20 protein-coding genes are annotated in these 20,768 nt (G+C 66.2%); 12 read left to right on the top strand and 8 right to left on the bottom strand.

The window, feature by feature from the left end:
• The first annotated feature begins 100 nt into the window (after positions 1 to 100).
• Complete coding sequence (recQ, locus tag L284_RS27085) at positions 101 to 1,894, top strand: DNA helicase RecQ (protein WP_021232403.1); 1,794 nt, start codon at positions 101 to 103, stop codon at positions 1,892 to 1,894.
• Between the two features lie 109 nt (positions 1,895 to 2,003).
• A complete protein-coding gene (locus L284_RS27080) occupies positions 2,004 to 2,462 on the top strand; it encodes a YaiI/YqxD family protein (protein ID WP_021232402.1) in 459 nt (152 codons plus the stop codon).
• Positions 2,463 to 2,674: 212 nt separating this feature from the next.
• Here the strand turns inward: L284_RS27080 and L284_RS27075 are convergent, their stop codons facing one another.
• On the bottom strand, positions 2,675 to 4,165 hold the full coding sequence (locus L284_RS27075; RefSeq protein ID WP_235054259.1) for a L,D-transpeptidase family protein: 1,491 nt from the start codon (positions 4,163 to 4,165) through the stop codon (positions 2,675 to 2,677).
• Positions 4,166 to 4,381: 216 nt separating this feature from the next.
• Here L284_RS27075 and L284_RS27070 point away from each other — a divergent pair, with 216 nt between their 5' ends.
• The 4 genes from L284_RS27070 to L284_RS48165 all read left to right on the top strand — a co-directional run bounded on the left by L284_RS27070 (position 4,382) and on the right by L284_RS48165 (position 9,562).
• Positions 4,382 to 5,308: a DMT family transporter gene (locus tag L284_RS27070; RefSeq protein ID WP_021232400.1), complete on the top strand. Its 927-nt coding sequence runs from the start codon at positions 4,382 to 4,384 to the stop codon at positions 5,306 to 5,308.
• A gap of 146 nt (positions 5,309 to 5,454) precedes the next feature.
• Positions 5,455 to 8,127 carry an aconitate hydratase AcnA gene (acnA, locus tag L284_RS27065; protein WP_021232399.1) on the top strand — a complete coding sequence of 891 codons (2,673 nt, stop codon included), beginning with the start codon at positions 5,455 to 5,457 and terminating at the stop codon, positions 8,125 to 8,127.
• A 460-nt stretch (positions 8,128 to 8,587) separates the two neighbouring features.
• The gene (locus L284_RS48170) at positions 8,588 to 9,073 is read left to right on the top strand and encodes a hypothetical protein (protein WP_021232398.1); all 486 of its coding nucleotides are present in this window, start codon (positions 8,588 to 8,590) and stop codon (positions 9,071 to 9,073) included.
• Between the two features lie 228 nt (positions 9,074 to 9,301).
• Positions 9,302 to 9,562, top strand: a complete 261-nt coding sequence (locus L284_RS48165; protein ID WP_160172086.1) for a hypothetical protein — start codon at positions 9,302 to 9,304, stop codon at positions 9,560 to 9,562.
• A gap of 37 nt (positions 9,563 to 9,599) precedes the next feature.
• Here the strand turns inward: L284_RS48165 and ruvB are convergent, their stop codons facing one another.
• The 4 genes from ruvB to L284_RS27040 form a co-directional block, all read right to left on the bottom strand.
• Entirely contained in the window at positions 9,600 to 10,634 is a 1,035-nt protein-coding gene (gene ruvB, locus L284_RS27055; protein WP_021232397.1) for a Holliday junction branch migration DNA helicase RuvB, read from the bottom strand.
• Positions 10,635 to 10,707: 73 nt separating this feature from the next.
• Positions 10,708 to 11,316 carry a Holliday junction branch migration protein RuvA gene (ruvA, locus tag L284_RS27050; RefSeq protein WP_021232396.1) on the bottom strand — a complete coding sequence of 203 codons (609 nt, stop codon included), beginning with the start codon at positions 11,314 to 11,316 and terminating at the stop codon, positions 10,708 to 10,710.
• Between the two features lie 82 nt (positions 11,317 to 11,398).
• Positions 11,399 to 11,875, bottom strand: coding sequence for a crossover junction endodeoxyribonuclease RuvC (gene ruvC / locus L284_RS27045; RefSeq protein ID WP_021232395.1), 477 nt, complete (start codon positions 11,873 to 11,875; stop codon positions 11,399 to 11,401).
• Positions 11,876 to 12,010: 135 nt separating this feature from the next.
• Positions 12,011 to 12,775 carry a YebC/PmpR family DNA-binding transcriptional regulator gene (locus L284_RS27040; RefSeq protein ID WP_031341394.1) on the bottom strand — a complete coding sequence of 255 codons (765 nt, stop codon included), beginning with the start codon at positions 12,773 to 12,775 and terminating at the stop codon, positions 12,011 to 12,013.
• Positions 12,776 to 12,974: 199 nt separating this feature from the next.
• On the opposite strand from L284_RS27040, the gene L284_RS27035 reads away from it, so the two are divergent.
• Entirely contained in the window at positions 12,975 to 13,697 is a 723-nt protein-coding gene (locus L284_RS27035; protein ID WP_021232393.1) for a CPBP family glutamic-type intramembrane protease, read from the top strand.
• A 19-nt stretch (positions 13,698 to 13,716) separates the two neighbouring features.
• Here L284_RS27035 and L284_RS27030 read toward each other — a convergent pair whose 3' ends face one another.
• The gene (locus L284_RS27030) at positions 13,717 to 13,953 is read right to left on the bottom strand and encodes a DUF2312 domain-containing protein (RefSeq protein ID WP_021232392.1); all 237 of its coding nucleotides are present in this window, start codon (positions 13,951 to 13,953) and stop codon (positions 13,717 to 13,719) included.
• Positions 13,954 to 14,207: 254 nt separating this feature from the next.
• Between L284_RS27030 and sugE the strand changes: the two genes are divergently transcribed.
• Positions 14,208 to 14,525, top strand: coding sequence for a quaternary ammonium compound efflux SMR transporter SugE (gene sugE / locus L284_RS27025; protein ID WP_021232391.1), 318 nt, complete (start codon positions 14,208 to 14,210; stop codon positions 14,523 to 14,525).
• 147 nt (positions 14,526 to 14,672) lie between these two features.
• Here the strand turns inward: sugE and L284_RS27020 are convergent, their stop codons facing one another.
• A complete protein-coding gene (locus L284_RS27020; RefSeq protein WP_021232390.1) occupies positions 14,673 to 14,984 on the bottom strand; it encodes a DUF1244 domain-containing protein in 312 nt (103 codons plus the stop codon).
• Positions 14,985 to 15,063: 79 nt separating this feature from the next.
• On the opposite strand from L284_RS27020, the gene pyk reads away from it, so the two are divergent.
• Positions 15,064 to 16,548: a pyruvate kinase gene (pyk, locus tag L284_RS27015; RefSeq protein ID WP_021232389.1), complete on the top strand. Its 1,485-nt coding sequence runs from the start codon at positions 15,064 to 15,066 to the stop codon at positions 16,546 to 16,548.
• An 82-nt stretch (positions 16,549 to 16,630) separates the two neighbouring features.
• Here the strand turns inward: pyk and L284_RS27010 are convergent, their stop codons facing one another.
• The gene (locus L284_RS27010; RefSeq protein ID WP_021232388.1) at positions 16,631 to 17,293 is read right to left on the bottom strand and encodes a YggS family pyridoxal phosphate-dependent enzyme; all 663 of its coding nucleotides are present in this window, start codon (positions 17,291 to 17,293) and stop codon (positions 16,631 to 16,633) included.
• Here L284_RS27010 and L284_RS27005 point away from each other — a divergent pair.
• From L284_RS27005 to L284_RS26995, 3 genes are all read left to right on the top strand, one after another.
• A complete protein-coding gene (locus tag L284_RS27005) occupies positions 17,292 to 17,855 on the top strand; it encodes a thiamine phosphate synthase (protein WP_021232387.1) in 564 nt (187 codons plus the stop codon). The two genes, L284_RS27010 and L284_RS27005, sit on opposite strands and share 2 nt — an antisense overlap.
• Before the next feature lie 108 nt (positions 17,856 to 17,963).
• Complete coding sequence (locus L284_RS27000) at positions 17,964 to 20,363, top strand: DNA translocase FtsK (RefSeq protein WP_021232386.1); 2,400 nt, start codon at positions 17,964 to 17,966, stop codon at positions 20,361 to 20,363.
• Positions 20,364 to 20,487: 124 nt separating this feature from the next.
• Complete coding sequence (locus L284_RS26995; RefSeq protein ID WP_021232385.1) at positions 20,488 to 20,748, top strand: hypothetical protein; 261 nt, start codon at positions 20,488 to 20,490, stop codon at positions 20,746 to 20,748.
• The last annotated feature ends 20 nt before the right edge of the window (positions 20,749 to 20,768 follow it).

The raw sequence follows: 20,768 nt of genomic DNA, 5'->3' as shown, positions 1-20,768 counted from the left end.
CACTACCGGACAGCCTCAGCCCCCTGCGATTTGACCGAAACGGAGGAAATCCTCCCTCCAGCGGTTTTCAGACCCGTCTCCGTTCTGCCATAAGCGTCCCGTGCCAGCTGCCGATCTCCTGCCTGATGCCCACGAAGCGCTCCACGCGACCTTCGGGTTCAATGCCTTTCGCGGCGTGCAGGAACAGGTCGTCACCCGTGCGCTCTCGGGCCGCTCGACCCTGGCCGTCATGCCCACCGGCGCGGGCAAGTCACTGACCTACCAGCTTCCGGCAGTGATGCTGGAAGGAACCTGCGTCGTCGTATCACCGCTGATTGCCCTGATGCACGACCAGCTGCGCTCTGCCACCGCCAACGGCATCCGCGCCGCCACCCTGACCAGCGCCGATGCCGATCGCGGCCTCACCATGGACCGCTTCCGCGCGGGCGAGCTGGACTTGCTCTACATCGCCCCCGAACGCGCCAGCCAACCGCATTTCCGCGAGCTGCTGGAACAGTCGCGCGTCGCCCTCTTCGCCATCGACGAGGCGCACTGCGTCTCCGAATGGGGGCACGATTTCCGCCCCGACTACCGGCTGCTGAGGCCGCTGCTCGAAGCTTTCCCCGAAGTCCCGCGCCTGGCGCTGACGGCCACGGCAGACCATCACACCCGCACCGACATCCTCGCCCAGCTCGGCATCCCCGACGAAGGCCTGATCGTCGCCGGGTTCGACCGCCCGAACATCCGCTACAGCATCCGCCCGCGCGACAATGCGATGCGGCAGCTGAAAGCGGTGATGGACGAGAATCCCGGCCCCGGCATCGTCTACGCCCCCACCCGCGCCCGCGTGGAACAACTGGCGGAAACGCTCGCCTCGGCCACCGGCCGCCGCGTCCTGCCCTATCACGCCGGGCTCGATCCCGAAGTGCGCGCCCGCAACCAGGCGGCCTTCGTCGCCTCGGAAGACATGGTCATGGTGGCCACGGTCGCCTTCGGCATGGGCATCGACAAGCCGGACGTGCGCTTCGTAGCCCACGCGGGCATCCCCAAGTCGATCGAGGCCTATTACCAGGAAACCGGCCGCGCCGGCCGCGACGGCGATCCTTCGGTGGCGGTGATGTTCTGGGGCGCGGACGATTTCGCCCGCGCCCGCCAGCGCCTGTCCGAGATCGAGCCGCACCGCCTGCAAAGCGAACGCCAGCGCCTCGATGCCCTGGCCGGGCTTGTCGAAACCGCCGAGTGCCGCCGCGCCGTACTCCTCCGGCATTTCGGAGAGACGCCGGCGCAGAGCTGCGGCAATTGCGACAACTGCCTTGAACCGGCGGGCGTGATCGATGTTTCCGAACTCGCCCGCAAGCTGCTCTCGGCGGTCTATCGCACCGGGCAGAGCTACGGCCTCGGCCATCTCGAAAAAGTGCTGACCGGCGCCAGCGACGACCGCGTGCTCCAGCGCGGGCACGACCAGCTTTCGGTCTTCGGAATTCTCTCCGCCGATGAGCAGCCGCTGCTCAAGCCTCTTGCGCGCGCACTCCAGGCGCGCGGCAGCCTGCTGCCGACCGAGCACGGTGGCCTTTCGCTGGGTGGCGACGCGCGCGAAATCCTCAAGGGCGAGGCGTCGGTGATGATCGTCGTTCCGCCGAAGCGCGAAAAGAAGAAGCGCGGCGGACGCGGCGCGGCCGACGGCGGCGCCAATCCCGTGGGCGATCCGCTGTTCGACGCCCTGCGCACCCTCCGCCGCGACCTGGCGCAAGAGGCCGGAGTGCCGCCCTACGTGGTCTTCCATGACGCCACTTTGCGCGAAATGGCCGCCGCGCGTCCTTCGTCGTTGGCGGAGCTGGGCGAGATCGGCGGCGTCGGTGCGCGCAAGCTGGAAGCCTATGGCGAGGCGTTTCTAGGCGTGCTGCGGCAGTTTTGACCCAACCCGGTTCGGCCGTCGTCCCGGACTAGATCCGGGACGACGATCTTTGCAAGCCATCGCCGTTACCGCCATTCGCCATCCGCCCGCCAAGGCGCTAAGAGGCCGCATGATCCGCATATTGATCGATGCCGACGCCTGCCCGGTGAAGGACGAAACCTACAAAGTCGCCGCGCGCTACAAGGTGCCGGTCGTGGTGGTGAGCAACAGCCCGATCCGCGTGCCGCCCTCGCCGCTGATCTCGCGCAAGCTGGTGAGCGACGCCTTCGATGCCGCCGACGACTGGATCGTCGAGAACACCGCGCCCGGCACCGTGGTCATTACCGCCGACATCCTGCTGGCGGACCGCTGCCTCAAGCAGGGTGCGGAAGTGCTGGCTCCCAATGGCAAGCCCTTCACCACGGCCTGCATCGGCGGCGCCATCGCCACGCGAGCGATCATGGCCGACCTCAGGGCCGGTGGGGACGTAGTGGGCGGGCCGCCGCCGTTCGGCAAGACGGACCGCTCGCGCTACCTCTCCAGCCTGGACCAGACGCTGGTGCAATTGCGGCGCCGGTTCCCGGCTTAATCTTCGCGAGTTAGAAAGAAACCGGGATCGCCCGCCGGAACGGCAGGTCCGGCGATGCGCGCGGCGGCTTCCTCGATCCGGGCATCGCTGCCGGTGTTCTGCTCGCGCGTCCTTGGTCTCCCGGCCGTTCCTGCCCATCAAGGTGGCCAACGGCAGGGAGGGAGGCAAGGCCCCGGCTATCGCTCTCGCGTTAACCAGGGCCGTGGAATGCATCAGAGCGGATTGTCGAGCTTGATGATCTCTTCCTCGCTCGCGCGCTGGGTGGTCTTGAGCTGGCGCGGTGCGGCAAAGCTGTCGAGCACCGGCTTGTCGCGGGCGTAGAGATCGTTGAACGGCTTGAGCTGGCCGTCGATCGAGCGGGCGTAGGTGAAATAGGTCAGGTAGGCCGGGAAAGTCCGGGTCATCTCGACCTTGGTATACTTGCCGGAGCGCGAGATCTCGGCCGCCTCGGTGGCCGACTTCTGCGCACCCAGGATCGCCATGGTCATGCCCAGTTCCACGGCGCGCTCGGTGCGGATGCAGCCGTGACTGAAGGCGCGCACTTCCGAGTTGAAATACTGCTTGGCGGGCGTGTCGTGGAAATAGATCGCGTGCGGGTTGGGCATGTCTATCTTCATCAGACCCAGCGAGTTGTTCGGCCCCGGCTGCTGGACGACGGTGATGGTGCCGTCGCCGTTCTTGGTGCCCTTGTAGCCTGCCGATTTCGCCCAGCCGGGGTTGTTCAGCACCTTGGCGCCAAGGCCTTCGCCCTTCACGATCGACTGCGGCACCGTCCAGGTGGGGTTGAACACCACGGCGCTCACCGTCTCGGCGAGCTGCGGCGTCGCCGTGCGGCCGGGCTTGCCGACGACGGTCTTGTAGCTGCGGATGATCTTGTTCTTGACCACCAGGCGAAGCTGGAACTCCGGAACGTTGGTCATGAGGTAGACGTCGCCCAGGTCGCGGGCCAGCCAGCGCCAACGGTCCATGTTGGCCTGGATCAGCGCACGGCGCGTCTTGTTGGCCATGGGCGTGGCATTGAGATCGGCCTTGAGCGCGGCATAGTCCGGATTGGTGGGCGCCAGCTTGGCGACCACACCGGCGACATCGTGCTCGGAAAGCGCCTGGGCCATGATCTGCGCGGTGGGCATGAGGTCCTGATCGGGATCGACGGCGAACCACTGCACGCGCGCGGTCATCGGCGTGCGGCCGTCGCGAAGATCCTCGATCAGCCAGCCGAACACGCGGCTGAACAAGGCGTCGAGTTCGTCGCCTTCACCCTTGGCGATGGCGGCGCGCAGGGCAGCCGGCTGATAGTCGCCCGGAACGAGGCCTTCCTTGCCGATGTATTCCACGGTCGAGAGCAGCGCCTTGGCGTCTGCCAGCGACCACGCCATGATCGGCTCGGCAAGGACCGCATCCTGCACCACCGGCTGCGAGATCATCGGAACGGGCGTCGGCACCGCTGTGGGCTGGACTGCCGGCTGGGCCGCAGGACGGCTGGCCGTCTTCGCAGCAGGCTTCGTGACTGCCTCGCCCTGCGGCTTGACCGCCGGCTTGGCTGCCGAAGTCGCCTGCGCGGCCGGAAGGATGGAAACGGGCGCCGAGACCGTCTTCTTCTTGGACGAGTCCGCCTTCGAAGCTTCCGTCTTCTGCGCCAGAGCCGGTTGCGCCGCGAGACCCGTCGCCGCGATGACCGCCACTACGCTGCAACCGAACCTCATGTAACTCGCCATTGTGATCTGAACCTGCCCTTGGTGATGCGCATAGGATGCAAGGAGAAAACGCAGCCCTGGGAAATCGGCTGCCGTCGATGTCCCGCTTTGCCTTCATATAGTCCCCGTTTCAAGGATTTCGCCTGTCGCTGCGATGAATTGCGCGCAGGAAGCATTGCACGCCAGGCTTGCGCGAAGGCGCGCGGACGACGACAGGCAAGGGTGATGAACGCAGCTTCCGCTTCCCCCACCGGCGACCGGTCCGCCGCCCTGCCGATCCTGGCCGTCGTCGCCGGGATCGCCACGTTCAGCGCCATGGATGCAGTCATCAAGGGCGCCTCGCTCGCGGTCGGCGTCTATATGGCGCTGCTGCTGCGCAATAGCTTCGCCGCGATCCTGACCTTCCCGCTCTGGCTCAGGGCCGGGCGCCCCAAGCCCTCGCGCGCCGCCTTCCGGGTTCACGTCCAGCGCGCAGTCATCACGTCGGCGATGGCGACGCTCTTTTTCTATGGCCTGGTACGAATTCCTATGGCCGAGGGAATCGCGATCTCCTTCGTGGCGCCGATCATCGCGCTCTACTTCGCGGCGCTCCTGCTGGGCGAGACGATCCGGCGCCGCGCCGTCCTCGCCTCGCTGCTGGGGGTCGTCGGCGTGCTGGTGATCGGTGCGGGACGGTTCGGTTCCGGCGCCTATTCGGACGAGGCGGTCGCAGGCACCACGGCCATACTGCTCTCGGCCGTGCTCTATGCGATCAACCTCGTTCTCCAGCGAAAGCAGGCGCTTCTGGCCGGGCCGGTCGAGATCGCGCAGTTCCAGAACCTGTTGACCGCACTGATTTTCTTGGGTGTTTCACCCTGGTTCGCGGCAGTGCCTGATAAGCCGAGCCTGCTGCTGATCCTGGCGGGCGCGGTTCTGGCGACGATGGCGCTGCTGTTCCTGTCCTGGGGCTATGCCCGTGCCGAAGCACAAGTGCTGCTGCCGATCGAATATACCGGTTTCCTCTGGGCCGCCCTGCTCGGCTGGCTCATGTTCGGAGAGCGGCTCGATCTCCCGACTGTTGCCGGAGCGATACTGATCGTTATCGGCTGCTCGATCGGTGCAAGAAACGCAAAGGTCGAGTCCCAGTCGCCACGCCGCGCCCCCTTGACCTGAGGGCCGGGAGCGCGCATCGGCGGGGCCGAAGAATCCGCTTGCTCGCGATGCAGCACGGCGTTGATTTCCGGAACCTGGGCTAGTGGGTTTCGGGATAGCTGCGCTTCCATCGTGGCTCGCTCCATACAGAAGGGGATAATACCCAAATGACCCAGGTCGGACAGGATACGCTCGGCACCCGCAGCACCATGACAGTCGGCGGCAAGCAGATCGCCTACTACTCCCTCAAGAAGGCTGCCGAAAAGATCGGCGACGTTTCGCGCCTTCCCTTCTCGATGAAAGTCCTTCTCGAGAACCTGCTGCGCTTCGAGGACGGCGGCTTCACCGTCGCCACCAAGGACATCCAGGCGATTGCCGACTGGCAGAAGAACCCGGTCACGGGTGATGAAATCCAGTACCGCCCGGCCCGCGTTCTCCTTCAGGACTTCACCGGCGTTCCCTGCGTGGTCGACCTGGCCGCCATGCGCGACGCGATCGCCACCCTCGGCGGCGACACCAGCAAGATCAACCCGCTGGTCCCCGTGAACCTGGTGATCGACCACTCGGTCATGGTCGACGAATTCGGCCACCCCAAGGCGTTCGAAGAGAACGTGGAAATCGAATATCAGCGCAACATGGAGCGCTACGACTTCCTCAAGTGGGGCTCGAAGTCGCTGGACAACTTCTACGCCGTTCCCCCGGGCACCGGCATCTGCCACCAGGTCAACCTGGAGAACATCGCCAAGACCGTGTGGTCCAGCGAAGACCAGAACGGTGAACTGGTCGCCTATCCCGACACCTGCGTCGGCACCGACAGCCACACCACCATGGTCAACGGCCTGGGCGTGCTGGGCTGGGGCGTCGGCGGCATCGAGGCGGAAGCCGCGATGCTCGGCCAGCCGGTCTCGATGCTCATCCCCGAAGTCGTCGGCTTCAAGCTGACCGGCGAACTGAAGGAAGGCGTGACCGCAACCGACCTCGTGCTGACCTGCACCGCCATGCTGCGCAAGCACGGCGTGGTCGGCCGCTTCGTCGAGTACTTCGGCCCGGGCCTGGCCTCGCTGAGCCTTGCCGACCGTGCGACGCTGGCCAACATGGCCCCGGAATACGGCGCCACCTGCGGCTTCTTCGGCATCGACGACAAGACCATCGACTACCTGCGCCTCACCGGCCGCGAGGAAGAGCAGATCGCTCTCGTCGAAGCCTACGCCAAGGAGCAGGGCTTCTGGATCGACCCGGCCGCTGCCGACCCGATCTTCTCCTCGACCCTCGAACTGGACATGTCGACCGTCGTGCCTTCGCTCGCCGGCCCGAAGCGTCCGCAGGACTGGGTCGCGCTTCCCGACGTGGACGACGTGTTCAACAAGGACATGGCGGAAACCTACAAGAAGACCGCCGCCCGCGTTCCCGTGGAAGGCAAGGACTTCGACATCGGTGACGGCGACGTCATGATCGCCGCCATCACCAGCTGCACCAACACCTCGAACCCGGGCGTGCTGGTCGCTGCCGGTCTCGTCGCCAAGAAGGCCGACGAGCTGGGCCTGAAGCCCAAGCCCTGGGTCAAGACCTCGCTGGCGCCGGGCTCGCAGGTCGTCACCGACTACCTCGAGAAGGCCGGTCTCCAGTCGCATCTCGACAACATCGGCTTCAACCTGGTCGGTTACGGCTGCACCACCTGCATCGGCAACTCGGGCCCGCTGGCGGAACCGATCAGCAAGGCGATCAACGAGAACGGCCTCGTCGCCAGCGCGGTGATCTCGGGCAACCGCAACTTCGAAGGCCGCGTCTCGCCGGACGTGCGCGCCAACTTCCTGGCCTCGCCGCCGCTGGTCGTCGCCTACGCCCTCAAGGGCACCGTGGTGGAAGACTTCACCACCACCCCGATCGGCGTCAGCAAGGACGGCACGGACGTGTTCCTCAAGGACATCTGGCCGACCAACCTCGAAGTCAGCACCACGATGAACGCCTGCGTCGATCGCGGCATGTTCCAGGCCCGCTATGCAGACGTCTACAAGGGCGACAAGCACTGGCAGGCGATCAACGTCGTCGGCTCGGACACCTACTCGTGGCGCGCCGGTTCGACTTATGTCGCCAACCCGCCCTACTTCGAGGGCATGGAAATGACCCCGGCGCCGGTGAACGACATCATCGAGGCCAAGCCCCTGCTGATCCTCGGCGATTCGATCACCACCGACCACATCTCGCCGGCCGGCTCGATCAAGGCCGACAGCCCGGCGGGCCAGTGGCTGATGGAGCACCAGGTCGCCAAGGCGGACTTCAACTCCTACGGCTCGCGCCGTGGCCACCACGAAGTCATGATGCGCGGCACTTTCGCCAACATCCGTATCCGCAACGAAATGGTCCCCGGCATCGAAGGCGGCATGAGCCGCTTCGGTGAAGAGGTTCTGCCGGTCTATGACGTCGCGCAGAAGTACAAGGAGCAGGGCACGCCGATGGTGGTCGTGGCCGGCAAGGAGTACGGCACCGGTTCGTCGCGCGACTGGGCGGCAAAGGGCACCAACCTGCTGGGCGTCCGCGCCGTGATCGTCGAGAGCTTCGAGCGTATCCACCGCTCGAACCTGGTGGGCATGGGCGTGCTTCCGCTTCAGTTCAAGGAAGGCGACACCCGCCAGACCTTGGGCCTGACCGGTGACGACGCCTTCACCATCAAGGGCGTCGCCGGCCTCAAGCCGCGCCAGGACGTGGAAGTCGAAGTGACCCGTCCGGACGGCTCGACCTTCACCTTCACCGCGCTGTGCCGCATCGATACCGCCAACGAAGTGGAATACTTCAACAACGGCGGCATCCTGCAGTACGTGCTGCGCAAGCTGGCCGCCTAAAGCGCTGCCAGCCGCAACGGCTAACGAAAACCCCGTCCCGCGTTCGCGCGGGGCGGGGTTTTTCCTTGTCCGGCACCTGCCGATCGAGCGACGCCGATACCGCCTCCCCCCGCCTGCCGGACCTCGCCCCGCACACGCTCGTCATCCTGAACTTGGTTCAGGATCCATTCCCCAGCCGCGCGATAGATCCTGAACGAAGTTCAGGATGACGGAGGTTTCCCGATCCCAAACAGGAGACGAGCACGAAAAAGGGGTGAGCGCCCCCCGACGCTCACCCCTTTCTCCAGCCGGCCGCCATGCACGGCCCTCGGCTGGCGGCCCCCTTCAGGCGGACTTCTTGCGCGCCAGACGCTGACGGCCGACCACCGCAGCGGCCGCAGCACCGAACAGGATCAGCATCGGCGGCGCGGGAACGTCGGTCGGCGGATCGGTCGGCGGCGGGTTTCCGCCGCCAGACGACGTGGAAGTCGACGACGAACTGGACGTCGATGACGAAGTGGAACTCGACGACGATGTGCTCGAGGAGGACGACGTGGACGAGGATGTCGACGAACTCGTGCTGGTCGAGACATCGCCCGAGCTGGAAGACGTCGTCGTGGAGGTAATTCCGCCCGTACTCGTCGTCGTCGTCAATCCGCCGGTCGTGGTCGTCGTGGTGAGTCCGCCCGTCGAGCTTGAGGTGGAGGTCGAACCGCCGGTGGTGGTGGTCGTCAATCCGCCCGACGAGCTGGACGTAGATGTCGATCCGCCCGTGGTCGTCAACCCGCCGGTCGAGGACGAACTGGAGGTGGAGCCGCCACTCGAGGTGGAGGAGATGATGACATTGCCGCCACCCGATCCGCCGCCGCCGAAGAACCCTCCGAAGAAGCCGCCACCGAAACCGCCGAAGCCGCCACTACCGCCGCCACCGATCACGGCCGGCGCGCCGCCGCCACCGCCGGCGTAGACCGGGGCCGGCGCAGGCGGAACGTAGGCCGGGGGAAGCGGCACGTAAGCCGTCTGCGGATCCTGCGGGCGTTCGATGAGACGCCGGGCGGGCGGCACGTCGCGTGGCGGATCCTTGCGGATCAGCCGCTTGGCGGGACGAACCGGCTTGGCCACTTTGGCCTGTTTGACCTTGCGGTACTCGACCTTCTTGCTCTGCGTCTCGGCGACATGCACGGCGCCGCCGCCGATGATCGCGCAGCCCGCCGCACAGGCAGACAATTTAGCAAGGGCCATCCGAACCGACATGATCGTTTCTTTCTTCGTTCTGCTCGGCCAGTTCCCGGGTGGGAAACGTCGGAGCCGACTTGATCTCAACAAACGCAGAGAGCGGCTAACCGGACAATGGCAATTACCGTTATTTGGCAGCGAAGATGCAGAAATTGCGTTGGTTTTGGGAGATGACGCAGAAGCTGTGCCGAAGCGGGACTGTCGGGCCGAGCATATGTAAACAGGCCCGACAGATTGTTGCGCGCAAAACGCCCCGCTTACTCCGCCTCCGAATCGAACAGGCCGCCTTGCTGGCTCCCGTTCGGCGGGGTCATCCCCAGGTGCTGCCAGCCATGATCGTTGAGGCAGCGCCCCCGCGCCGTCCGCGCGATCAGGCCGAGCTGGATCAGATAGGGCTCGATCACTTCCTCGATCGTGTCGCGCGGCTCGGACAGGCCGGCGGCCAGCGTCTCGACCCCGACCGGCCCGCCCTTGTAGATCCCGGCAATCATCTTGAGATAGCGCCGGTCCTGCGCATCGAGACCGATGGAATCGACTTCCAGCCGCGTCAGCGCATCGTCGGCAATCTCGTGAGTGATGACATCGCTGCCCGCCACATGCGCGAAATCCCGCACGCGGCGCATCAAGCGGCCAGCCACACGAGGTGTACCGCGCGAACGGCGTGCAATTTCGGTCGCGCCGCCCTTGTCCATGCCGATGCCCAGCAGGTTCGCACCGCGCGTGACGACCTTTTCCAGCTCCTGCACCGTGTAGAACTGAAGTCGCACGGGAATGCCGAAGCGATCGCGAAGCGGGGTCTGCAGCAGACCCTGTCGCGTCGTCGCACCCACCAGCGTAAAGGGCGGCAGATCGATCCGCACCGAGCGCGCCGAGGGGCCTTCCCCGATGATCAGGTCGAGCGCGCGATCTTCCATCGCCGGGTAGAGCACTTCCTCTACCACCGGATTGAGCCGATGAATCTCGTCGATGAACAGCACGTCGCCATGTTCGAGATTGGTCAGCAGCGCGGCCAGGTCGCCCGCCTTGGCGATCACCGGCCCGGACGTGGCGCGGAAGCCCACGCCCAGTTCGCGCGCGACGATCTGCGCCAGCGTGGTCTTGCCAAGGCCCGGCGGGCCGAAGAACAGCGTATGATCCATCGCTTCGCGCCGCGACTTGGCGCTTTCGATGAAGACGCGAAGATTGTCCTTCGCCGCCGCCTGCCCGACGAATTCGGCCAGCGTCTTGGGCCGCAGCGCCGCATCGGCGTCCTCCGGCTGACGGGTGGAAGTGAGGATGGGGTTGTCGGTCATTGGACTGCCGTGGGACGGGAGATGAATCCTGAAACGAGTTCAGGATGACGTTTCGTCTGGTGAGGCGTGATGGTCATCCCGCCGCCTTCTTCAGCGCCACGCGGACGAGGTCGTTCAGTCCGGCATCTTCGCCCAGTTCTTCCACCGCCTTGCCTACCGCCATGCTGGCGATCGCGGGCTTGAAGCCAAGGTTCTGGAGCGCTGAGACAGCATCGGCGCTGGAGAATCCCGCCGGAGCGGCGATGGCGCCGAGACCCGGCGCTCCCGGCGCGGTGGGCATGCCGCCGGCCTTGTCCTTCAACTCATTGACAATGCGGCTGGCCAGCTTCGGCCCGACGCCGTTGGCGCGCGCGACCATGGCGCTGTCGCCGCCGGCGCAGGCGCGCTGCAATTCCTCGGTCGTCAGCGCGGAGAGGATCGCCAATGCCACTTTCGAACCGACGCCCTGCACCGCGGTCAGCAGACGGAACCAGTTGCGCTCCGCGCCGCTGGTGAAGCCGATGAGCCGCTGGTCGGTTTCGGAAACCTGCATCTCGGTGTGGACGACGACCTTGTCCCCCCGGATGCCGAGATGGTCGAGCGTGCGCGCGGAACAATGGACGAGATAACCGACGCCGTTGACGTCGATGATCGCCCAGTCGGGGCCGGTGTCGTCGAGCAGACCTGTAAGCTTGGCGATCATGGTTTGTTCCTATGACAGGAACATCCGCGCCGCGCCAGCCCCCTCGAATCGAGGCTGTTGACACTTGCCCCCGGTCCAGAGCCTAGCGGTGGCTTCCCAGCATGTTCGCATGGGTGATGGCGACGGCGAGGGCGTCCGAGGCGTCCTCACCCGCCAGCTTCACGCCGGGCAGCAGCACTTTGAGCATATGCTGGATCTGCTTCTTGTCGGCGCCGCCGGTGCCCACCAGTGCCTTCTTGATGACCTTGGTGGAGTATTCGGCCACCGGCAGTCCGGCACGGGCGATCGACAGCATGGCGACGCCGCGCGCTTGGCCCAGCTTGAGCGTGGACTGCGGGTTCACGTTGACGAAGACCTCTTCCACCGCGCCGCTATCGGGGCGATGGTGGAGGATCACGTCGGTCAGCGCCGCGTCCAGTTCGACCAGCCGCTCGGCCATCCCGGCTTTCGCATCGGTGCGGATCTGCCCGTTGGCGACGTGGCTGAGGCGGCTGCCGCTCTTCGCGACAATGCCCCAGCCGGTACAGGTCAGGCCCGGATCGAGGCCGATGATGATCATGCTATCCGCCTCGCAGGGGATTTGGCGCAGATCGGAGCAAGAATGGGCGTTATCGAGAACCGGCGCGCAGCGTACTTCAGTACGTGAGCACCGGAAGCGCGGAGAACGCCCGTTCCCAGCCCGACAGGGGCCAAATCAGCCGAGCTTCGCCATGACGTCGTCGGAGATCTCGTAGTTGCCCCAGACGGTCTGGACGTCATCGTCGTCCTCAAGCGTGTCGACCAGCTTCATCAGCGTGCCGGCCGTGTCGGCATCGACATCGACGGAGAGGTTGGGCTTCCAGGCCAGCTTCACGCCCTCGGCTTCGCCGAGGACCTTTTCGAGCTCGCGGGCCACGTCGTGCAGCGAATCGACCGAGACCCAAATCTGGTGGCTGCCGGGATTCTCGTCGCCATCGCCCATGTCGCTCTCGACATCGTCCGCGCCGGCTTCGATCGCAGCTTCGAGGACCTTGTCCTCGTTACCCACGCTGGCAGGGTACTCGATCAGCCCGAGACGCTCGAAACCGTGGGAAACCGCGCCCGAAGCGCCGAGGTTGCCGCCGTTCTTGGAGAAGGCCGTGCGCACATTGGTGGCGGTACGGTTGCGGTTGTCGGTCAGCGCCTCGACGATGAGGGCGACGCCGCCGGGACCGTAACCCTCGTAGCGCACTTCCTCGTAGTTCTCGGCATCTCCCTTGCTCGCCTTGTCGATCGCGCGCTGGATGTTGTCCTTGGGCATCGACTGCGCCTTGGCCGCATTGACGGCGGCGCGCAGGCGCGGGTTCATGTCCGGATCGGGCATGCCCATCTTGGCGGCCACGGTGATTTCGCGGCTGAGCTTGCTGAACTGCGCCGAGCGCTTCTTGTCCTGCGCGCCCTTGCGGTGCATGATGTTCTTGAATTTGGAATGGCCTGCCATGGGTCCGCTCTTGCTTCGCTCGTCTGCCTGCCTGCGGACATCCGCGAGGCCCGGTCAATGAGGTCCGGTGAATGATGTGGGCTATAATGCGCAGCGGGCCTTACAACAGGGCGGCACCCCAGGGCAACCGCCCGCGATCCCCCTCTTTCACCGCGAAAGCGCAACGAATTGGCAAGGAAGGCCGGGTAGCCCGCTGGACATGGCCACCCGGATCGACATCGCCCCCTTACCCGCCGCACTCGCCGTTCTGCGCGAAGTGCCGGGGTTCCTGAAGCGCCCGGCGATCCTGACGCCGATCGGCCTCCGTTCACGCGAGGGCTGGGCCGCGCTGGGCCTGCTGGAGGCCGTGCATGTCGCGGGGCTCCTGCTGGTGGTCCTGCCACTGATCAGTCTGTGGCAAAAGGCCATGAACCTGCCGTTGCCCGATGCCTTCGAGCAGTTGCCTGGAGGCTGGTTGCTGCCGTTCACGCTGCTGGCGGCGCCGATCGCGGAAGAAGCGCTGTTCCGGGGCTGGCAGACGGGGCGTCCGCGTGCCCTGTGGCTCCTCGCCTCGGCGCTGTTGCTGGGTGCCGCGGTGATCTTCGCCGAAGCCTTCGCACCGCTGGTGCTGACAGGCCTGCTGCTCGTGCTGGCCCTAGTCGCATTGGCCGGCTGGCTGCGCCTTCGCAAGCGGCGCGAGGTTCCGGCCCGCTATCGCGCGGCCTTTCCGGTGGTGTTCTGGCTGGCGGCCCTGCTGTTCGCGGGCGTGCACCTGACGAACTATCCGAGCGTCTCCGCGCTCTCGCTTCCGCTCGTGCTGCCGCAGCTCTGGGCCGGGCTGCTGCTGGGTTTCACCCGCCAGCGCATCGGGCTTCCCGCCGCGATGCTCCAGCACGCCGGGGCCAATGCGGCGACCCTGCTGCTGGTGCATCTCGGAGGGTAGGCTTCGGCTTGCGGCGACCTCAGTCGATGCCGAGCGCCGTCTTGTAGGTGTCGAGCAGCATGTCCATCTCGCGGCGGTCGTCAGGCTTCATCTTACGGATGCGAACGATCTGGCGCATGATCTTGACGTCGTAGCCGACCGCCTTGCCTTCGTTGTAGACGTCGCGGATGTCGTCCGAGATGCCCTTCTTTTCTTCTTCGAGGCGCTCGACGCGCTCGATCAGCAGGCGCAGGCGATCGTCGGTGGTTTCGGCCATCGGGTAAGCTCCGGAAAAAATCGTGTGAATCGGTGTGGCGCGCGCTGATAGCGGCAGTCCCGGATTCGGGCAAAGCGGCAGCCTGTGGAAATCCTGTGCGCAGAGCAGGAAAAGCCGGCACATTGCCTCTTTCCGCCCCTTTGCCTATGAAGCCGCGGCGGAGACAACGTTCCCCGCCTCCCCCTCGAAGCACCAGAGGAACGGAGCTTCAAGACCGGGACGGCCCGGCGACCCATTGAAGAAGGTTGCCGTAAATGCCCTGGATCGTTCTCGTCATCGCCGGACTGTTCGAAGTCGTCTGGGCTTCGGCCATGAAGCAGTCCGACGGCTTCACCCGGCTTTGGCCGAGCGTAATCACGGTCATCGCGATGTTCGTCAGCTTCGGGTTGCTCTCGTGGTCGATGCGCGTGCTGCCGCTCGGCACCGCCTATATGGTCTGGACCGGGATCGGCGCGCTGGGCGCGTTCCTGTTCGGGATCGTCATGCTGGGCGAGACGGCCAGCGCCATGCGCCTGGCCGCCGCAGGACTGATCCTGGTCGGCCTCGTGCTTATGAAACTCGCGAGTTCCTGACGGGCGCTTTCGCAAGTCATGGCGAGCAAGCCCGCTCTCGACACGAACAACCTCTTCGTCACCGCGAGCGTAGCGCAGCCATCCAGGGCGGCTTCGTGCGAATCTGGACGGCTTCCTACGCTCACAACGACAACGTCAAGCGGGACTTCAGTGCCCGCCGCCGTTCTTCTTCAGGCTTTCCTCCATCCGCGCGATCTGCTCCGGCGTCGCCTCGGTCTGGTAGGCATCCTTCCACTCGCCGAAGGGCATGCCGTGAATCACTTCGCGCGCGGCGGCCTTGTCGCCTTCGAAGCCGGCATCGCGGATCCAGTCCGCCAGGCAGTTTCGGCAGAACCCGGCCAGTCCCATGAGGTCGATGTTCTGCGCGTCGTGCCGGTTCTGAAGGTGCCGCACCAGGCGCCGGAACGCGGCGGCGGCCACGGCGTCGTCTAGCTGGTCGATCTGGTCGTTTCCGTTCATTTTTCTACCGTTCGTCCTTGGTTTGTCATGCCGCCTTTGCCATATGTCGGCGAAATATCGAAAGAGAGGCAGACAGATTTTGGCAACCACCCCTCCGTTTCGCCGTTCGCCGCACCATCGCGGGATCAAGCGCCAGCGCAAGGTGAAGATCCTCGCCACGCTCGGTCCGGCCAGCCGCGACAAGGAGACGATCGCCAAGCTGCTCAAGGCTGGGGCCGACGCCTTCCGCGTCAACATGAGCCACGGAGACCACGATACCCACCGCGAAACCATCGCCAACATCCGCGCGGTCGAAAAGGACCTGATGCGCCCCGTGGCGATCCTCTGCGACCTGCAAGGCCCCAAGCTGCGCGTCGGCACCTTTGCCGAGGGCAAGGCCTTCATTCGCCACGGCGCGCACTTCACCCTCGACCGCGATCCCACGCCGGGTGACGAAAATCGCGTCTGCCTGCCGCATCCCGAGCTCTTCGGCATCCTCCAGAAAGGCCAGCGCCTGCTGATCGACGACGGCAAGCTGCGCCTCCTGGTCATCAGGCCGGAAGCCGATTCGATCCTCTGCACCGCCGAAGTCGGCGGCTTCATTTCCGACCGCAAGGGCGTGAACGTGCCCGACGCGATCGTCCCGGTTCCCGCGCTGACGGACAAGGACCGCCGCGACCTCGCCTTCTCGGTGGAGCAGGGCGCGGACTGGATCGGCCTTTCCTTCGTCCAGCGCCCCGAGGACGTCGCCGAAGCCCGCCGCCTGATCGGCGGGGCCTGCGCCCTGATGTCGAAGATCGAGAAGCCTGCGGCCGTGCAGTCGATCGACGGCATCATCGAACTGTCCGACGGGATCATGGTCGCCCGCGGCGATCTGGGCGTGGAACTGCTGCCGGAAGAAGTGCCGCCGATCCAGAAGCACATCATCGCCAAGACCCGCGCCATCGGCAAGCCGGTGGTGGTCGCCACGCAGATGCTGGAATCGATGATCACCAGCCCCTCGCCCACGCGCGCCGAAGTGTCCGACGTCGCCAATGCCGTCTACGACGGCGCCGATGCGGTCATGCTCTCGGCTGAAACGGCGGCGGGCCAGTGGCCGGTCGAGGCCGTGACCATCATGGACCGCATCGCCGTGAAGGTGGAGACCGACTCCACCTACCGCGAACGCATCCACCTCGCGCAGACTCCGCCCGACGCCACCACCGCCGACGCGCTCTCGGCCTCCTGCGCAACGATTGCGGATACCCTGCCGATCGAAGGCATCATCGTCTTCACCGGCTCGGGCGGCTCGGCCCGGCGCGTAGCACGCGAACGCCCCGCCGCGCCGATGCTGGTGCTCACCCCCTCGCCGAAGACCGCGCGCCGCCTGGCGCTGCTCTGGGGCGCGCACAACGTCATCACCAAGGACATCGGCAGCTTCGAGGAGATGATCGCCAAGGGCAAGCGCATGGCCCTGCGCCACGGCTTCGGCGCCGCTGGCACACGCCTGGTCGCCCTGGCGGGCGTCCCGTTCGGCACGCCGGGTTCGACGAACCTGCTGCATGTCGTGACGTTGACGGGTAACGAACTGGATACACCGCACTGAGGATGACGCGCGGCCGAGCGATACGGACAACCTATACGTCGTCCCCGACTTGATCCGGGACGACGTCGACCTCAAACCTTGGTCAGTTCCTTGCCCCGAACAGCGCGCTGCCCACGCGCACATGCGTCGCGCCCAGCATCACGGCCGTCTCGAAATCCTCGCTCATGCCCATCGACAGCTGCGGCACCCCGTTATCCGCCGCGATCTTGGCCAGAAGCGCGAAGAACGGCGCGGCCTCTATGCCCAGCGGCGGCACGCACATCAGCCCTTCGACGGGGATCTGCGCCTCGCGCGCGGAGGCCAGCAGCGCCGGTACTTCGGAAATCGCGCAGCCGCCCTTCTGCTCTTCGGCACCGATGTTGACCTGCACGAAGCAGGGCACCCGGCGCCCGGTCCTGTCCATCGCCTTGCCGAGCGCGGCCACCAGCGAGGGACGGTCCACCGAATGGATGCAGTCGAACAGAGCCAGCGCGTCCTCGGCCTTGTTGGACTGAAGCTGGCCGACGAGATGCAGCCGCACGTCCGGGTTTTCCGCGCGCAAGGCGGGCCACTTGGCCTCGGCCTCCTGCACGCGGTTCTCGCCGAACACGCGCTGGCCCTGGGCGATGAGCGGCGCGATGGCCTCGGCCGCATGCGTCTTGGAAATGGCGACGAGTTCGACCGATCCCGGCGCGCGTCCGGCAATGCGGGCGGCCTGGGCAATGCGAGCGCGAATGTCTTCGAGAGGAGTTGCTGGCTGATCCATGGCGCGCTGCTATAGCGTCTTCGTGCCGAACCGCCACCCGCCTCTTCCCCAGATCTGGCTGATCACCGACGCCCGCAACGACACTGCGCTGGAGCGCAGCCTCGCCCGCTTGCCGCGCGGATCGGGGCTGATCTATCGGCACTATCATCTGCCGCCGGTGGAACGCCGCGCGCGGTTCGACGAACTGGCCCGCATCGCCCGGCGCTTCGGACACTCGGCGATCCTGTCCGGAACCACGCGGCAGGCGCGCGCCTGGAACGCCGACGGGGCCTATGGAGCGGCGGAAAAGCTCGCCCCAGGCCCTGCGACGTGGCGCCTCGTCACCGTCCATTCCCTGCGCGAACTGGCCCGCGCCCACCGCGCCCGGGCCGATGCAGTGATGCTCTCGCCGGTGTTCCCGACCCGCTCCCACCCCGGCGGCGCCACGCTCGGACCGCTGCGTTTCCACCTCCTCGCCGCACGATCCGCCGTGCCGGTCATTGCGCTGGGCGGCATGACGAGGCACCGTGCGCGGCATCTGCCAACGCAGAATTGGGCGGCCATTCAAGCTTTTGCGTCCTGAACGGATGAGTCTCCCACAAGCCTGTTCCCGATCCATTCTTGACGGCGAGTCCCGCCCGAGCGCATTATCGCAGGCCTGATCAAGGCCCGATCTTCAGGGGAATTTCCAATGGCCACCCGGCCCATCGCGCCCGGACGGCGAATCGCCAAGCCGAACTGGCGCGCCGTTCTCAAGCGCTCGCTACGCCGCGCTTCCGAATTGAGCGGGGCGCTCGCCTTGTTCGCGGCGATGACGTTCCTGGCGCTTTCGCTGGTGAGCTATCACCAGACTGACCCTTCCGCGTCCACCGCTGCGGGTGGCCCCGCCCAGAACTGGATGGGCTCCGTCGGGGCCTGGGTGGCGGAACGTGCACTCGTGCTGTTCGGTCCGGTTGCCGCGCTGTTCGTTCCCCTGCTCTATGTCTTCGCCCGCAAGCTCTGGCTGCTGGTGGAAGAGGATGACAATGAGATCGAGCACTCGAACCAGCGCTGGTGGCGCCCGGTTGCGGTGCTCGCGATCGCGATGACGCTGATCGCAACGGTCATGTCGATGGTGTTCACCGCGCCGGGGGGCGTCCTGCCCGCCTCGATGGGCGGCATCACCGGCTTGCTCGGCGCAAAGGGCATCACGGGTCTCGCAGCCTTTGCACCCGAAGTGGTGCAAGGCTGGATCAAGCTGGTGCTGGCGCTGCTCTGCGCGCTGGCCGGGGTTGCGCTGATCGGGCAGGTCTTCGCAGTCGACTGGCTGCGCCTGCTGACGCTGCCGGGACGCATCGGGCGTCTGAACAAGGACGGCGCGCCCGCTCCGGCCAAGATCGCCGCCGCCGCCGCCGAGCGGGCCAAACCCGAGGAGGAGGCCGATGCAAAGCCTCGCGCCGCTCCCCGCATAGACGCGCCCGCCATGGCCGACAGCGCGGCGGAAAGACCGCGCAAGGCGCCGGAAATCAGCGACCCCAAGGCCAGCCCCACGCCCGCGCAACTCAATATCGGCAATCGCCAGAAGGACATGTTCGACAAGTTCGCGCTGCCCGGCCTAGACCTGCTGAAAGATCCGCCGCCGAACTCGCAGCCGAAGATCGACAAGCTCAGCCTGGAACGCAACGCGCGCCTGCTGGAAACCGTGCTGGACGACTTCAACGTCAAGGGCGAGATCACCGCCGTCCGCACCGGGCCGGTCGTCACCATGTACGAACTGGAGCCGGCACCCGGCATCAAGTCGAGCCGCGTGATCGGCCTGGCCGACGATATCGCCCGCAACATGTCGGCGATCTCGGCCCGCGTCTCGTCGATTCCGGGGCGCACCGTGATGGGCATCGAACTGCCGAACGCAGACCGCCAGATGGTCTCGTTCAAGGAGATGGTCGCCTCCGAGGCTTTCGCCAACCACAAGGGCATGCTGCCGATCATTCTGGGCAAGGACATCGCCGGCGAACCGGTGGTGGCAGACCTTGCCACGATGCCGCACTTGCTGGTGGCCGGTACCACCGGCTCGGGTAAGTCGGTGGGCCTCAACACGATCCTGCTCTCGCTACTCTATCGCCTGACGCCGGCGCAGTGCCGCCTCATCCTGGTCGATCCCAAGGTGCTGGAACTCAAGAGCTACGACGATATCCCGCACCTGCTCTCGCCGGTCGTCACCGAGCCGCCCAAGGCCGTGCGCGCGCTCAAGTGGGCGGTCGAGGAAATGGAGCGCCGCTATCGCCAGATGAGCGAGATCAGCGTTCGCAACCTTGCCAGCTTCAACGAGAAGGTCCGCGCCGCCGCCGCCAAGGGCAAGCCGCTGGGTCGCCGCATCCAGATCGGCTTCGACCCCGAAACGGGCGAGGAACTCTACGAGGACCGCCAGCTCGACTACGAGACGCTGCCGCAGATCGTCCTCATCGTCGACGAGCTGGCCGACCTCATGGTCACCGTCGGCAAGGAAATCGAAGTCCTGATCCAGCGCCTCTCGCAGAAGAGCCGCGCAGCGGGCATCCACCTGATCATGGCGACGCAGCGCCCTTCGGTGGACGTCATCACCGGCGTCATCAAGGCCAACCTGCCGACCCGCGTGTCCTTCGCCGTCACCAGCCGCATCGACAGCCGAACCATCCTAGGCGAACAGGGCGCGGAACAGCTGCTGGGCAAGGGCGACATGCTCTACAAGCCCAGCTCGGACCCGGTGAAGCGCGTCCACGGCCCCTTCGTCTCGGACGAGGAAGTGGAGCAGGTCGCCGATCACTGGCGCGGCCAGGGCAAGCCCGACTATGTCGACGCCGTCACCAACGAGCCGGAAGAAGGCTCGTTCGGCTTCGACGACCTCGACGCCACGGCCTCCGACCAGCCGGAAGAGCGCAAGTACCGGCAGGTCTGCCAACTGGTGTTCGAGAACCAGAAGGTCTCGGTTTCCTGGCTCCAGCGCCAGATGGGCGTGGGCTACAACACCGCCGCCAAATGGGTGGAGCGCATGGAGAACGACGGCTACGTCGGCCCCGCCAACCATGTCGGCCGCCGCGACATCTATCGCGACGAGAACGGCAGCCCGCTCTGATGCGGGGCGCTGGGTGTGGTCGGGTGCTGCTGGGCGTGTCGTGGTCAGCGCCGCGGCCCCCGCCGCCGCGGCCAGCCCGGCAGCCCGATGGCAGCGCCTTTTCGTATCCGACGTAGAGAATGTGTTGGGCCGCGGCGTCCATGTCGACAAGGCCAGCGTGAAGCCCGGCATGATCGGGCGACAGTTCCGGCAGATGCAGGTCCTGCTGCGCGCCCATGCGGGCTATCTCAAGGGCACCATGCTCTATACCGGCCGCGCGGTGGACTGCGCCGGAAGCCGCGCGCTTGCCCATCGCTGGCGGATCGTCCGGCCTGACGGCACGGTCCTGCTCGACTGGGGCGTTGCCAGGCCCTCGGTTTCCCGCGTGCAATGGGGGGGAAGATAAGCTGGTGTTGAAATACGCCT

Origin of the sequence: Novosphingobium lindaniclasticum LE124, from assembly GCF_000445125.1 — a bacterium.
Lineage (GTDB): Bacteria > Pseudomonadota > Alphaproteobacteria > Sphingomonadales > Sphingomonadaceae > Novosphingobium > Novosphingobium lindaniclasticum.
The sequence above is the reverse complement of the archived record's forward strand: the minus strand, read 5'-3'. Positions and strand labels throughout refer to the sequence as shown.

Bases quoted from the DNA above. Each gene is read 5' to 3' on its own strand.
- ruvC (WP_021232395.1), bottom strand. From the start codon at position 11,875: ATGATCATCATCGGCCTCGATCCGGGCCTGACCTGTACCGGCTGGGGC.
- ruvB (WP_021232397.1), bottom strand. From the start codon at position 10,634: ATGACCGACAACCCCATCCTCACTTCCACCCGTCAGCCGGAGGACGCC.
- L284_RS27010 (WP_021232388.1), bottom strand. From the start codon at position 17,293: ATGGATCAGCCAGCAACTCCTCTCGAAGACATTCGCGCTCGCATTGCC.
- L284_RS27020 (WP_021232390.1), bottom strand. From the start codon at position 14,984: ATGAACGGAAACGACCAGATCGACCAGCTAGACGACGCCGTGGCCGCC.
- L284_RS27070 (WP_021232400.1), top strand. From the start codon at position 4,382: ATGAACGCAGCTTCCGCTTCCCCCACCGGCGACCGGTCCGCCGCCCTG.
- L284_RS27075 (WP_235054259.1), bottom strand. From the start codon at position 4,165: ATGAGGTTCGGTTGCAGCGTAGTGGCGGTCATCGCGGCGACGGGTCTC.
- L284_RS27035 (WP_021232393.1), top strand. From the start codon at position 12,975: ATGGCCACCCGGATCGACATCGCCCCCTTACCCGCCGCACTCGCCGTT.
- L284_RS27030 (WP_021232392.1), bottom strand. From the start codon at position 13,953: ATGGCCGAAACCACCGACGATCGCCTGCGCCTGCTGATCGAGCGCGTC.
- L284_RS27000 (WP_021232386.1), top strand. From the start codon at position 17,964: ATGGCCACCCGGCCCATCGCGCCCGGACGGCGAATCGCCAAGCCGAAC.
- L284_RS27080 (WP_021232402.1), top strand. From the start codon at position 2,004: ATGATCCGCATATTGATCGATGCCGACGCCTGCCCGGTGAAGGACGAA.
- L284_RS27005 (WP_021232387.1), top strand. From the start codon at position 17,292: ATGGCGCGCTGCTATAGCGTCTTCGTGCCGAACCGCCACCCGCCTCTT.
- L284_RS48165 (WP_160172086.1), top strand. From the start codon at position 9,302: ATGATCGCGCAGCCCGCCGCACAGGCAGACAATTTAGCAAGGGCCATC.
- L284_RS27040 (WP_031341394.1), bottom strand. From the start codon at position 12,775: ATGGCAGGCCATTCCAAATTCAAGAACATCATGCACCGCAAGGGCGCG.
- ruvA (WP_021232396.1), bottom strand. From the start codon at position 11,316: ATGATCGCCAAGCTTACAGGTCTGCTCGACGACACCGGCCCCGACTGG.
- sugE (WP_021232391.1), top strand. From the start codon at position 14,208: ATGCCCTGGATCGTTCTCGTCATCGCCGGACTGTTCGAAGTCGTCTGG.
- acnA (WP_021232399.1), top strand. From the start codon at position 5,455: ATGACCCAGGTCGGACAGGATACGCTCGGCACCCGCAGCACCATGACA.